The organism is Affinirhizobium helianthi, from assembly GCF_042680945.1.
GTDB classification, from domain to species: Bacteria; Pseudomonadota; Alphaproteobacteria; order Rhizobiales; family Rhizobiaceae; genus Neorhizobium; species Neorhizobium helianthi.
Genome location: NZ_JBHUEQ010000025.1, coordinates 75,207 through 87,967, shown reverse-complemented (window position 1 = coordinate 87,967; position 12,761 = coordinate 75,207). Strand labels below are relative to the sequence as shown.

The window sequence follows — 12,761 nt, the reverse complement described above, 5'->3', positions numbered from 1 at the left end:
AAAACCGCTGCGCCGGTATTGCTGGGCGTGCTCTAATCCCATTCCATCGTGCTGCACTCGGCAGCGCCGAGAAAGGCTGCGGTGGCTGGCTTGAAGCTTGTCTGCGGCGCCAGCGCGCGCAAAACCGCGTAGCCCTGTTCTTGCGTGGTCTCCACGATGATGGGCTGAAGCGCGGATGAGGGCAGGGCCTTTCTCAGCGCCGTGGCCTGCACGGGCGTCGCCACGATCAGATCCAGCTTGCGGTCCGCCGCCGTGCGGTCATTGATGCTGAAGGTCTCGTTCGATGCGCTGTCGAATGTGGCGAAAGACCAGAAAGGCACCGGCTCGGTGGCCTTCATGCGCACCGGCTGGTCGGAAATATCGAAAGCACAGACCGCCACGTCCAGAAAGGGATCGTCTTTCACAAGGCCCGCCGCATCCGGCTTGCTGCCAATGGTGTGAAAGCGAAAGGGTGCCCCTTCTTTTTCCACGCGGCTATAGGCGTCGCGCTCGCTGAAGGAGGGCAGCGACAGAATAATCACCAGATGCAGCAGCCCCGCGCCCACAATGCCGGTCAGAACGGTCAGGATCACCCTAAGCATTGCCGCATCCGATCTTTTCCAGTTTCGGCATGGTCAGGTCCAGAAGGCCGGAGCTTCCGGCCGTCGGCGTGTCCAGCAAGGTCAGGACCAGCCGGAAGGGGCGGTTTTCCGGCAGCGAAAGCCAGTTGCCGGGCCGTGCGCCCGCCGAAAGCGTAATGTCGAAGCTGCCATCGGCCTTGCGCAGAACGATGCGGGAATTCAGCGCCACCGGCCGCTCTGCCTGCGCTTGCGGGGGCGCAAGGCCGCCGCTTGTCACAAACAGCGTCCACAGGCGCGCCTGCGGCGTTTGCCCGGTCAAAAGATAGGTGCAGTTGCCGGTCAGCGGAGCACCATCGTCATCCACGGCAGCGGTAAAGCTCAGGCCTTCGGCACTGCCCAGCAGCAGGCGTCCCGCATTGGCGCGGTGGGCCTTGGCGTAAGGGTCTGCATCGATGGTCTGCGCCTGCGGAAAGGCTTCCCAGGGCCCAAGCTTGATGGCTCCGAAGCCGGTCGTTGCATCGAGCGCGACAAGGGTGGACCAGATGCCGCCGCCAAAGGCGACGATCAGACCGAGCGCAACGAGAAGGGGAAGACGGAACAAGCGGAGGCTAACCTTTTCAAATCACGACAGAGACCTACCATTGTTTACCGCGCGGGTGAATGGTGTGCTGAAATGGAACGGTCGGTTTCTGTCGTGCTTGCGGTGGTTGTCGTATCCACTTGCGCTGCGGCCACCTTCTGGCCGGGGGCGAGCGGCGGGGCGGATGCAAGGCTCTGGCCAATCCTGCGCAAGAGGCGGGTGGTTTCTGCGGAAAGTGAGCGCGGGCGAGAAATGGCCGCCATGCCGCCGGAGGTTTCCTTTGCCGCCACCGAAAGGCCGGGGGCGTGGTTGCCGGTGGGCAGCGGGTTCTCGATGCCGGGAATGGGCTTCAGCTCAATTCCCTGATGGGCGTAATCCATCAGCTTCTTGAAGGTCATGGCGGGCAGCGAACCGCCGGTCATGTTGTTCATGGAGGTGAAGTCATCGTTTCCGAACCACACGGCGGTGGTGTAATTGCCGGTAAAGCCGATGAACCAGGCATCGCGATAGCTCTGCGAGGTGCCTGTCTTGCCGCCGGTCACGATGCCGCCATCCAGCGCCGCGCGCCGTGCCGTGCCGATCACCGGGATCTGGGTCAGAATGCGGTTCATCGAAGCGGTGGCCTGCTCTGAAACCACGCGTTGAGGCGGCGGCTCGTCGCGCTGGAAATCGTAGAGCACGTCGCCCTCGTAATCCAGAACCTGCGCAATGCCGTGGCGGCGCGATTGCAGGCCGCCGGCGGGCATCACCGCATAGGCGGTGGCCTGATCCATCACGGTCACTTCCGTGGTGCCAAGCGGTACGGTCTTGTCGCTGCGAAGCGGCGTTGCCACGCCCATGGCCTTGGCCATTTCCACAATGGGCTTGATGCCGAGGCTTTCCTTGGCCAGCCGCACCGGCACGGTGTTGAGCGATTGCACCATGGCCGTCAGCAGGTTCACGCGCCCCTTGTAGGAGCGGGCATAGTTCTGCGGCGACCAGTTGCCCCAGGAAATTGGCGCATCGGAAATCATGCTTTCCGGCGTAAAGCCATGCTCCATGGCCACGGTGTAGGTATAGAGCTTGAAGGAAGAACCCGGCTGGCGCAGGGCCTTGGTGGCGCGGTTGAACTGGCTTTCGCCATAGTCGCGCCCGCCCACCATGGCGCGCACATCGCCGCCGTTCTCAATCATCACCAGCGCGCCCTGCTTCACCTTGTAGCTATCGCCATATTCGCGAAGCGAGCTTTCCACCGCATCTTCCGCCGCCTGTTGCAGGCCCATGTCAATGGTGGTGCGCACCACCAGAGAGCGTTTGCGGATCTTGCCTTCCTCCGCCAGCTTTTGCACCTCATCAAAGGCCCAGTCCAGAAAATAATCCGGTGCGGGAGATTGCGCCCGGTCAATCACGGTTGCCGGGTTGCGGCGGGCGGCAATCACCTGTCCCTCGGTCATCAAGCCGCCCTGCACAAGGTTGGTCAAAACCTCGTTGGCGCGGGCACGCGCAGCGGGCAGGTTCACGTGCGGGGCATATTTTGCAGGCGCCTTGAACAGACCGGCCAGCATGGCGCTTTCCGCCAGGGTTACATCGGTAATGTTCTTGCCAAAGTAAAACTGTGCCGCAGCCGCCGCACCAAAGGTGCCGCCGCCCATATAGGCGCGGTCGAGATAAAGCCTCAGGATTTCCTTCTTGGAAAGATTTGCCTCCAGCCAAAGGGCCAGAAAGGCTTCCTTGATCTTGCGTTCCAGCGAGCGTTCATTGGTGAGGAAGAGGTTCTTCGCCAGCTGCTGCGTGAGTGTAGAGCCGCCCTGCACGACACTGCCCGCCTTGGCGTTTTCGTTCATGGCGCGGATGAGGCCGAGAAAATCAATGCCGAAATGGCTGAAGAAGCGGCGGTCTTCCGTTGCCAGAACCGCTTTGACCAGATGATCGGGCAATTGATCGACCGGCACGGAATCTTCGTGAATAATGCCGCGATGGCCAATCACATTGCCGTAGCGGTCGAGGAAGGTCACGGCAAAATCGCCGCGTGAGCGCCAGTCTTCCTTGGTTTCCTCAAAGGCGGGCAGCGCCAGCGCCAGAAGCAGCACAAAACCGGCTGTGCCAAAGGTCATGGCCTCATCGGCAATTTCCACCACCCAGCGCTTCCAGCCGCGCACGCGGAACCTGCGGGAAAAGATGGTGATCTCTTCCCAGATTTCGCCAAGCTTGAAGCCTAGGTTCCAGATTGTGGAATCGATCCAGCTGTCGATGCGCAAGAGCAGGTGGCGCTTGCGGCGACGCTTTTTATCCGGCGGATTGGAATCGTCCTGCACCCTGGATTTTCCTCATCACGACCATGACGCTTGACGCCTTCCTCATGAAGGACGAAAAGCCAAGGCTAACTCAATTACCTGCCAATGGCTGATAAATGGTTGATGAGCGCTTAATGCGTGTCTCAATCTTGCCCTTCGCTCAACTATGCCTACTGGCATTAAGAAAATACAAGATGGAAAATCCTTTCTGGAAAACCAAACCACTGGATCAGTTAACGCAAGCGGAGTGGGAAAGCCTCTGCGATGGCTGTGGTCTCTGTTGTCTCAACAAGCTGGAGGATTGGGAGACGGGAGAGGTTGCCTTCACCTCCGTTGCCTGCCGCCTGCTGGATGGGGAAAGCTGTCGCTGCAAGGACTATGAAAACCGCCAGGCCACCGTGCCGGATTGCATCCAGCTGACACCAAAGGCCGTGCACGAGATCTCCTGGCTGCCGCCCACCTGCGGCTATCGCCTCGTGCGCGATGGCGAAGACCTCTACTGGTGGCACCCGCTCATCTCCGGCGATCCGGAAACGGTGCACCAGGCGGGCATTTCCGCCAAAGGCCGCACCATTTCCGAGGAAGAGGTGGATGTGGAGGATTTCGAGGATTACCTCGTGGACTGGCCGTTGAAGGTGGGCGAGGGGTAAAATTCCCCGTGCAGAATAGCTTTCATATTTTCATAACTTTTAGCGAACCGGTTTGCTAGTTGCTGCATATAAGACCCTAGTCGTTCCAGCCTGTTTGGTAAACATTGTGGCCCCGCACACACCTTCCCATCTGCCTCCTATCCTCTAACTCTGCCCTGAAACAGTGATGCGGAGGATAGCATGGGCATTTTCACGCCGGGAAACCCCTTGAAGAATGAGCGCACCCGCCACCTCTATGCGCTTTACGAACTGATCTATACTGCTGTCGATCTGGCGGCGGCGGTGCTGTTCGTCATCGGCTCGTTTCTGTTCTTCAGCGAAGAAACCAAGACTGCTGGTACCTGGTGCTTTGTTGTCGGTTCGATCTTCTTTGCCGCCAAGCCGCTTTTGCGCATTGCTCGTGAGTTGCATTATTGGCGCCTTGGCAATCTGGATAAGCTGGCCAAACGCGCCGAGGGCTGAGGCGGGCCGCAAATCCTCATGCGAAATATCGGATAGGCACTTTTCCCTGTGATCCCCATCCCCTATCTCTGCCCCCTCACAACACACATGCGGAGGGCATAATGGGCAAGCGGATCATTTTCACTGGCGGCAGCGGCAAGGCGGGGCGGGAGGCCATTCCTTACCTGCTGGATCAGGGGCACACGGTTCTGAACCTCGATCTGAAGCCCTTTCCCGGCGGCAGAGTGCCGACGCTGATCACCGATCTCACCAATTCCGGCGAGGTGTTCAACGCGCTTTCGCAGCATTTCGGCTTTGAGGGGCTGGAAACGGGTGAAGGCGTGCCGAAGGTGGATGCGGTGGTGCATTTTGCCGCCGTGCCGCGCATTCTCATCCAGCCGGATAACACCACGTTTTCCGCCAATGCGGTCTCCACCTATAATGTCATTGAAGCGGCCATGAAGCTTGGCATTCGCAAGGTGGTGATTGCGTCGAGCGAAACCACCTATGGCGTCTGCTTCGCGGAAGGCGATAAGGATTATCACGAATTTCCGCTGACCGAGGACTATGATGTGGACCCGATGGATAGCTACGGGCTTTCCAAGGTGGTGAATGAGAAGACGGCGCGCGCCTTTGCCATGCGCTTCAAGGCAGATATTTATGCGCTGCGCATCGGCAATGTGGTTTCGCCGGAAGATTATGCGAATTTCCCGGACTATCTGGCCAATCCGCCCATGCGCAAACGCAATGCCTGGAGCTATATCGATGCGCGTGATCTCGGCCAGATCGTGCATCGCTGCATCGAGACGGATGGCCTCGGCTTTCAGGTGTTCAACGCCGTCAACGATACGATCACGGCCAACGAAGACACCCGCGAATTTCTGGCGAAATGGGCACCCGGCACGCCGATCAAGGGTGAGCTTTCCGGTCAGGATGCGCCCATCAGCAACAAGAAGATCCGCGACATGCTGGGCTTCAAGGAAGAGCATAACTGGCGCAATTATGTGAAGGCTTAAGAGGTCACGCGGGTGCCGCGATAATTTTCGGCACTCGCCCTTGACCTTCCCATCATGGGAAGCCCTACATGGGAATGGAGCAAAAGGAACTCCCTTCCCATGAACCAGATTGTCAAACCCGATCATTCCACCGAGCCGCTGATCATACCGGTCGAGGGCATGAGTTGCGCCTCCTGCGTGAAGCGGGTGGAAAATGCGGCCGCCAAGGTGCCGGGCGTTGCGGCCAGCTCCGTCAATTTCGCAACCGAAAGTCTCAGCGTCGAGCCGGGGCAGGGCTTTTCCGCCTCCGCTCTGGCTGAGGCCATCCGCAAGGTGGGCTATGAGCCGAAGGCCGAGCAAATCGCGCTGACGCTGGAGAAGCCTTTGACGCCGGATGCGCTGGAGCATCTGCGCACCGCGTTCAGCCGCCTGCCGGGTTTTGTGTCCGCAAGTCTTGAAGCCGGGCAGACGCAGATTGCCGTGGAAGCCTTCGGGCGCGATCTTCGCCGTCAGCTCGCAAGCGCGGTGAAGGTTGCCGGGCTTTCGCTGGCAAGGCCCAAGCCCCATGCAGGGCACGATCACTCAGCAGATGACGCCGGCCACAACCATCATGAGGAGGATGCAGGTGTTCTGCGGCGCGATCTCGCCATTGCAGCCCTTCTCACCCTGCCGCTTTTCCTGGCTGAAATGGGCGGCCATCTCTATCCGCCCTTCCATCACTGGCTGATGGGCGCTGTCGATAGGCAATGGCTTTACTACGCCTATTTCGCACTGGCGACGGCAGTGATCTTCGGCCCCGGCTTCCGCTTTTTGAAAACGGGCATTCCAGCGCTTTTGCGCGGCCACCCGGAAATGAACGCGCTGGTGGCGCTTGGCGTGCTGGCCGCCTATTCCTATTCCAGCGTCACAACCTTTGCGCCGCAGCTTTTGCCGGAACAGGCCCGCTATGTGTATTTTGAGGCGGCAACCGTCATTGTCACCCTCATTCTGCTCGGCCGCCTGCTGGAAGCCAGAGCCCGGGGCCGCACTGGCGCTGCCATCCGCCGCCTGCTGAACCTGCAGGCCAGGACGGCGCGGGTGGAGCGTCATGGGGAGACCGTCGATCTGCCGACCGATGAGGTGGAGGTGGGCGATGTGCTGCAGGTGCGCCCCGGCGAACGCATTGCCGTGGACGGGATTGTGCTGGATGGCACATCGCATGTGGATGAGAGCATGATTTCCGGCGAGCCTTTGGCCGTGGAAAAATCCGCGGGCGCAACCGTCATCGGCGGCACCATCAATGGCAGCGGCAGTTTCCGCTTCCGGGCGGAAAAGGTCGGTTCCGATACCATGCTGGCGCAGATCATCCGGCTGGTGGAAGAGGCGCAGGGCGCGAAACTGCCCATTCAGGCCATGGTGGATCGCGTCACCGCCTGGTTCGTGCCCGCTGTCATGGCCGTGGCAGCACTCACTTTCGTGGTCTGGCTGCTGGTCGGTCCAGCGCCTGTGCTTCCGCATGCGCTGGTGGCGGCGGTGGCGGTGCTCATTATTGCCTGCCCCTGCGCCATGGGGCTTGCCACGCCCACATCCATCATGGTCGGCACGGGCCGCGCGGCAGATCTGGGCGTTCTGTTTCGCAAGGGCGATGCCCTGCAGGCGCTGCGGGATGTGAAGGCTGTGGTGCTGGATAAGACCGGAACCGTCACCAGGGGGCAGCCGGAGATGACGGACCTGGCGGTTGCGGAAGGCTTTCGCGAGGAAGAGGTTTTGGCGCTGGTGGCAGCGCTGGAAGCGCGTTCCGAACATCCGGTGGCAGAAGCCATCGTGAAGGCGGCGAAGGCACGCGGCCTGTCGCTTGCCGCCATCGAAACTCTTCGCGCCACCGCCGGTTTCGGCATTGAAGGCAGCGTCGAAGGTCGCAGCGTCATGGTGGGCGCGGACCGGTTGATGGCCCGAAACGGCCTCGATGTGTCTATCTTCGCTGAGGAGGCGGCGCGTCTGGCGGATGAGGCAAAATCCCCGCTTTATGCGGCGGTGGATGGCAGGCTCGCCGCCATTCTGGCTGTTGCTGATCCCCTGAAGGAAACAAGCCGCGCAGCCATTGCGCAACTGAGGGAGATGGGGCTCGCGGTGACCATGGTGACCGGCGATAATGCCCGCACTGCCCGCGCCATTGCCGCGCAGGTGGGCATTGATGATGTGGTGGCCGAAGTGCTGCCGGAGGGCAAGGTGCTGGCGCTGCACTCCCTTCGTGCCCGCCACGGGCCGCTGGCTTTCGTGGGCGATGGCATCAATGATGCACCGGCACTGGCCGCCGCCGATGTGGGCATTGCCATCGGCACGGGAACGGATGTGGCCATAGAAAGCGCCGATGTGGTTCTCTCCTCCGGCGCCTTGACCGGGGTGGCCCATGCCATCGCCGTCAGCCATGCCACAATGAACAATATCCGCCAGAACCTGTTCTGGGCCTTTGGATATAATGTGGCGTTGATCCCGGTGGCGGCGGGCGCTCTTTACCCCGCTTTCGGCATCCAGCTTTCCCCCATGATCGGGGCAGGTGCCATGGCGCTTTCCAGCGTCTTCGTGCTGACCAATGCGCTGAGGTTAAGACAGATGGATTTGAAGGGAGTGGCACGATGAATATCGGTGAAGCGTCCCGGGCATCCGGCGTTTCCGCCAAGATGATTCGCTATTACGAGCAGATTGGCCTCATCCGCCCATCGGGCCGCAGCGAGAATAATTATCGCGTCTATGGGCAGAGCGATGTGCATGTGCTGCGCTTTATTCGCCGCGCCCGCTCGCTTGGCTTCTCATTGGAAGAAACCGAAAAGCTGCTGGCGCTCTGGCAGGACCGTGCGCGTGAAAGTGCGGCGGTGAAAGAGGTTGCCGTTGCCCATATTGCCGATCTGGAGCGGCGTATCGCGGAGATGCAGGGCATGGTTCAGACGCTGAAACATCTGGCCCATTGCTGCTCTGGCGACGGGCGACCCGATTGCCCGATCCTGGAGGATCTGGCCGAGCACACACCGCCACCCGCTGCGCCGCAGCGTGGTTCCCATTGATTTGACGAGAGAAAGGATGAAACCATGACTGTTTTCAACGTGCCGGACATGACCTGTGGCCATTGCGAAAAGGCCGTGACCGCTGCGCTTGCAAAGGCGCTGCCCGGTGTGCCTGTGGCGGTGGATCTGGCAAATCACCGGGTGACGCTGGATGGCGGCGATGCCGACAAGGCGCAAGAGGCAATCCGCGATGCAGGCTATTCGCCGGAAAAAATCGGGCTTGCATAAAAAAAGCCCCTCCCGGTGGAGCGGGAGGGGCTTCTGCCGGTAAGCCTGTGGCTGTGGGGGCGTGTTTCCCCCACCGCAATCAGAACTTTACGCCGACGCCAACATTGACCACGTGCTGATCGAAGCTGATCTTGCCGCCGTCGAATGTCTTATCGCCGAAGTCGTTGTAGCGATATTCAGCGCGTGCGAACATCTTGTCCGTGATGGCGTAGTCTACGCCAGCGCCAATGGTCCAACCATTGAACGTTTCGGAAATCTTGACGCCGGTTGCTTCGAGATTGACATTGGTGCCGGTCCAGCCGCCTGCCGCATAGACGAGGGCGCGATCGAAGCCGTAGCCAACGCGAGCACGGGCAGAACCGGTAAGCCCGGTGCCGAGATCAACATTAGTTCCAAGCACGGAATAGGTGTTCTTGTTCCAGTCGTAACCCAGGTCGCCTTCCAGACCAGCAACGAAACCGCCGGAAACAACCCAGTTGTAACCGATGAAGCCGCCGAGGCGGGCGCCGTCGAAATTATCCTTGCCGTTCAGGCCAGTCGCGCTTCCCTTGCCTTCGCCCCAGCCATAGCCGCCAAAGGCACCGGCATAGGGACCAGCCCAGGTGAAGGCAGATGCAGCTTCTGCAGCAGCAGGCGCTTCCGGAACCTGGGTGACGGCGTCAGCGGCGAAAACGGCCGTGGAACTGGCGAGGAAAATGGATGCAGCAAATGCGAATGAATACTTCATAGCGTCTTTCCTAAAGGTTGTAGGCGCTATTCGGTAACTCTAAAGGGTAGAGTATGTCTGTAGTAAAAAAGTAACATCAAATCAGTTTCGCATCCCTTTATATTACGATTTACTTTATGGTAATAATGTCTTCACTGCCGCACATGAGAAAGGCCCGGAAACCTTGCGGCTTCCGGGCCTTTGAAACCGGGATACGGTCTGTCGATCAGAACTTGACGGCGAGGCCGACATTCACAACGTGCTGGTCGAAGCTTGTGTCGATGCCGGCAATGTTCTTGTCGCCGTAATCGTTGTAGCGATATTCCAGACGGCCAAACATGTTGTCGGTGAAGGCGTAGTCAAGACCGGCGCCAAGGGTCCAGCCGTTGTAGGTTTCGCTTTGATCAACACCGGGGCCTTCGATGTAGCCGTTGGTTGCTGTCCAGCCGCCTGCTGCGAAGAGCAATGCGCGATCCCAGGCATAACCGACGCGACCGCGAACGGAGCCGCCCCAATCCGTGCCGACATCCGTGCTGGCATAGGTGTTTTCGTTCCAGTCGTAGTGTACGTCGCCTTCAAGGCCGACGACAAAGCCGCTGGCCATGGCCCAGTTGTAGCCTACGAAGCCGCCAAGACGGCCGCCATCGAAATCGTCGCTGGCGGAAAGGCCCGGCACGGAAGCGTCACCATTACCCCAGCCATAGCCACCGAGGATACCGACATAGCCGCCATTCCAGGTGAAGGTCGGAACAACGGTCTCGACAGCCATTGGTGCTTCCGGAATCTGTTCCACCGCATCTGCGGCCAGCGCTGCGGAGGAGCCGGAGAAAGCCACTGCGGCGGCGAGAAGAAGAACTTTTTTCATGGATGCACTCCCTTTTATTACGAGATGCTAACAAACTAGGGCATGTGCGCGGAAATGCTGTAGCAGAAGTGCAACAGCAAGCCCTCAGTTGTGATTAATAGTCAGAAACTATCCGGGCGGGATCGCGGTTCTTCCCTTGCGTCTGGCGTTTAAAACCCCAATTTCATGCTATGAAACGCGGCGCCAGTTCCTCTCGTTTCCCGCGTGCCATTCAGGAGCATCACATTGTTTCCATTCGATAATTCCTATGCCAGACTCCCGGAGCGCTTTTTTGCTTCGGTCTATCCGGAGCATGTGGGCGGGCCGGTGCTGATCAAGTTCAATGCGGCGCTGGCAAAAAAACTTCAGCTGGACCTTGATCCGGCGGATTCCCTGCGTTTGGCGGCTATTTTTTCCGGAAATGTGCTGCCGCCGGGGGCAGAGCCGCTGGCCATGGCCTATGCCGGGCATCAGTTCGGCAATTTCGTCCCGCAATTGGGCGATGGACGCGCCATTCTTTTAGGTGAAGTGGTGGATGCCGAGGGTGTGCGGCGCGATATTCAGCTGAAGGGATCTGGCCCAACACCCTTCTCGCGGCGTGGCGATGGCCGTGCGGCCCTTGGCCCGGTGCTGCGCGAATATATCATATCGGAAGCCTTCGCGGCATTGGGCATTCCCGCCACGCGGGCGCTGGCCGCTGTCTTGACCGGCGAGCCGGTCTATCGCGAACAGGCCGTGCCGGGTGCGGTTTTCACCCGTGTTGCTGCCAGCCATGTGCGGGTTGGCACCTTCCAGTATTTTGCGGCACGGGAAGATGGCGATGCCATTCGCCTGCTGGCCGATTACGTGATCGACCGCCATTATCCTGAACTGAAGGGGCGCGAGGATGCGTATCTCGCCTTGCTGCAGGCGGTTGCCGAACGGCAGGCAAAGCTGATTGCCCGCTGGCTGGGTATCGGCTTCATCCATGGCGTGATGAATACGGATAATATGACCATTTCGGGCGAGAGCATCGACTTTGGCCCCTGCGCATTTCTGGATGAATATGATCCGATGAAGGTGTTCTCCTCCATCGATCGGCAGGGCCGCTATGCCTATCGAAACCAGCCCGGCATCGGCCAATGGAATATTGCGAGGCTGGCGGAATGCATTCTGCCGCTTCTGGATGCGAATGAGGAAACGGCAGTCGACAAGGCCAATGGCGTGCTGAAATCCTTCGGCGAAATCTTTCAGGCGGAATGGATTGCCGTTTTTCGCCGCAAGATCGGCCTTGCCAGCGAGGAGCCGGACGATGCGCAACTGGTGCAGGATCTGCTCTCCGCGATGGAGGAGGGGCGTGCGGATTTCACGCTGACCTTTCGGCGGCTGACGGATCTGGCCGCAGCAGAGGAAGGGCAGGCGGCGCTTGATGCGGAGGCACGCTTTCTGGAAGGCTTCGTGCCCTGGGAAAAGGCGGAAAGCTTTTTGCCGCGCTGGCGGGCTCGCCTTGCGCGCGAGCCGCAGACAAGCGATCCGGCGAGCCTGATGCGAACCGTCAATCCTGCCATCATCCCGCGCAATCACCGCATCGAAGAAGCCATTCGCGCCGCCATGGACGGGGATTTGAAACCCTTCCACCGCCTGCTGGAGGCCCTTTCAGACCCTTATGCCGACCACGCGGACTTTGATGAGTATCGGGAAGCGCCGCTGGACGAGCAGAAGGTGAAAATGACGTTCTGCGGCACGTGAGGGAGAGGGCGACTGCGGATTTACGCGGATGCCGCCTTTCGCGGGCGGCCTCCCTTCTTCCCGTTCATGCGAGCAGAAGCGGCTTTCGCTGCGCTCGTGGTGCTGCCGCCAGCGGCGCCGAGTTGCGATGCCATCCATTTGCGTGAACCGAACACGCCTTCCAGCAGGGCAGGCAGGTAGAGATCCACATCGAGATCCGGCCAGTGCAAGCCAAGCCCCGGCGGCTCCACAACCACATTGGCGACCTTGACGGGATCGGCATCCGCCAAGCCTTCCAGTTGTCCTATGGGAAAGCCGACATAGGCGCCTGATGCGAGGGTAATGCGCAGAGCATTATTTTCCTTGTCATAGGCCGCAGCAATAGCGCGAGGCCCTCGCATGGTTTCAGCACCACGCAGGTTTGCGGCATGGATCTCCGCCTCAGAAGGCCCCGTGTAGTCTGGTCCATTCATCACAGGCTGTCTTGCGCGCATCATGGAGGCTCCTTGCAATACTGGCCAATTCCCGGGCTTTGAAACCCATGTTTTCCCGCAAGGTCGGCGGTCCATCCGGGCAATTCATGATGAAGATTGCCTGGCAGCCATTTCCCAAGACGTGAACATGTGCCGGGCGATGATCATTCAGATAAATAACGACCCGCAACCCGTTAAAGGTGAAAACAGTAGGCATAAAATACCAAAACCCAAGCGCTTAGGAAAGACAAAAAACCAAAATC

At 59.8% G+C, this 12,761-nt stretch carries 14 protein-coding genes; 7 read left to right on the top strand and 7 right to left on the bottom strand.

Annotation, left to right across the window (positions count from 1 at the left end; all coding sequences use genetic code 11):
• Positions 1 to 32: 32 nt before the first annotated feature.
• The 3 genes from ACFSE1_RS13945 to ACFSE1_RS13935 are packed head-to-tail and all read right to left on the bottom strand — an operon-like array spanning position 33 to position 3,434.
• On the bottom strand, positions 33 to 581 hold the full coding sequence (locus ACFSE1_RS13945) for a DUF1254 domain-containing protein (RefSeq protein ID WP_377402473.1): 549 nt from the start codon (positions 579 to 581) through the stop codon (positions 33 to 35).
• The gene (locus ACFSE1_RS13940) at positions 574 to 1,161 is read right to left on the bottom strand and encodes a DUF1214 domain-containing protein (RefSeq protein ID WP_377402470.1); all 588 of its coding nucleotides are present in this window, start codon (positions 1,159 to 1,161) and stop codon (positions 574 to 576) included. The genes ACFSE1_RS13945 and ACFSE1_RS13940 overlap by 8 nt, the downstream gene beginning before the upstream one ends.
• Positions 1,162 to 1,205: 44 nt before the next feature.
• Positions 1,206 to 3,434, bottom strand: coding sequence for a transglycosylase domain-containing protein (locus tag ACFSE1_RS13935; protein WP_377402467.1), 2,229 nt, complete (start codon positions 3,432 to 3,434; stop codon positions 1,206 to 1,208).
• Positions 3,435 to 3,607: 173 nt separating this feature from the next.
• Between ACFSE1_RS13935 and ACFSE1_RS13930 the strand changes: the two genes are divergently transcribed.
• The 6 genes from ACFSE1_RS13930 to ACFSE1_RS13905 all read left to right on the top strand — a co-directional run bounded on the left by ACFSE1_RS13930 (position 3,608) and on the right by ACFSE1_RS13905 (position 8,768).
• Positions 3,608 to 4,063: a YcgN family cysteine cluster protein gene (locus ACFSE1_RS13930; protein WP_377402464.1), complete on the top strand. Its 456-nt coding sequence runs from the start codon at positions 3,608 to 3,610 to the stop codon at positions 4,061 to 4,063.
• Between the two features lie 180 nt (positions 4,064 to 4,243).
• Positions 4,244 to 4,525 (top strand): YrhK family protein, encoded by a 282-nt coding sequence (locus ACFSE1_RS13925; RefSeq protein ID WP_377402461.1) that lies wholly within the window; start codon positions 4,244 to 4,246, stop codon positions 4,523 to 4,525.
• 101 nt (positions 4,526 to 4,626) lie between these two features.
• The gene (locus ACFSE1_RS13920; RefSeq protein WP_377402458.1) at positions 4,627 to 5,520 is read left to right on the top strand and encodes an NAD-dependent epimerase/dehydratase family protein; all 894 of its coding nucleotides are present in this window, start codon (positions 4,627 to 4,629) and stop codon (positions 5,518 to 5,520) included.
• A gap of 99 nt (positions 5,521 to 5,619) precedes the next feature.
• Positions 5,620 to 8,118 carry a heavy metal translocating P-type ATPase gene (locus tag ACFSE1_RS13915; RefSeq protein ID WP_377402455.1) on the top strand — a complete coding sequence of 833 codons (2,499 nt, stop codon included), beginning with the start codon at positions 5,620 to 5,622 and terminating at the stop codon, positions 8,116 to 8,118.
• Positions 8,115 to 8,540: a Cu(I)-responsive transcriptional regulator gene (gene cueR, locus ACFSE1_RS13910; RefSeq protein WP_377402452.1), complete on the top strand. Its 426-nt coding sequence runs from the start codon at positions 8,115 to 8,117 to the stop codon at positions 8,538 to 8,540. Before ACFSE1_RS13915 ends, cueR begins: the two co-directional genes overlap by 4 nt.
• A 24-nt stretch (positions 8,541 to 8,564) precedes the next feature.
• Complete coding sequence (locus ACFSE1_RS13905) at positions 8,565 to 8,768, top strand: heavy-metal-associated domain-containing protein (RefSeq protein WP_377402449.1); 204 nt, start codon at positions 8,565 to 8,567, stop codon at positions 8,766 to 8,768.
• A 79-nt stretch (positions 8,769 to 8,847) separates the two neighbouring features.
• Here the strand turns inward: ACFSE1_RS13905 and ACFSE1_RS13900 are convergent, their stop codons facing one another.
• The gene (locus ACFSE1_RS13900) at positions 8,848 to 9,495 is read right to left on the bottom strand and encodes an outer membrane protein (RefSeq protein ID WP_377402446.1); all 648 of its coding nucleotides are present in this window, start codon (positions 9,493 to 9,495) and stop codon (positions 8,848 to 8,850) included.
• A 205-nt stretch (positions 9,496 to 9,700) separates the two neighbouring features.
• A complete protein-coding gene (locus ACFSE1_RS13895; RefSeq protein WP_377402443.1) occupies positions 9,701 to 10,339 on the bottom strand; it encodes an outer membrane protein in 639 nt (212 codons plus the stop codon).
• Between the two features lie 225 nt (positions 10,340 to 10,564).
• Here ACFSE1_RS13895 and ACFSE1_RS13890 point away from each other — a divergent pair, with 225 nt between their 5' ends.
• Positions 10,565 to 12,046, top strand: a complete 1,482-nt coding sequence (locus tag ACFSE1_RS13890) for a protein adenylyltransferase SelO (RefSeq protein ID WP_377402440.1) — start codon at positions 10,565 to 10,567, stop codon at positions 12,044 to 12,046.
• 20 nt (positions 12,047 to 12,066) lie between these two features.
• Here the strand turns inward: ACFSE1_RS13890 and ACFSE1_RS13885 are convergent, their stop codons facing one another.
• Both ACFSE1_RS13885 and ACFSE1_RS13880 read right to left on the bottom strand, forming a co-directional pair.
• Entirely contained in the window at positions 12,067 to 12,522 is a 456-nt protein-coding gene (locus tag ACFSE1_RS13885; protein WP_377402437.1) for a DUF2442 domain-containing protein, read from the bottom strand.
• Positions 12,467 to 12,715: a DUF4160 domain-containing protein gene (locus ACFSE1_RS13880; RefSeq protein ID WP_377402434.1), complete on the bottom strand. Its 249-nt coding sequence runs from the start codon at positions 12,713 to 12,715 to the stop codon at positions 12,467 to 12,469. The genes ACFSE1_RS13885 and ACFSE1_RS13880 overlap by 56 nt, the downstream gene beginning before the upstream one ends.
• Positions 12,716 to 12,761 lie beyond the last annotated feature (46 nt).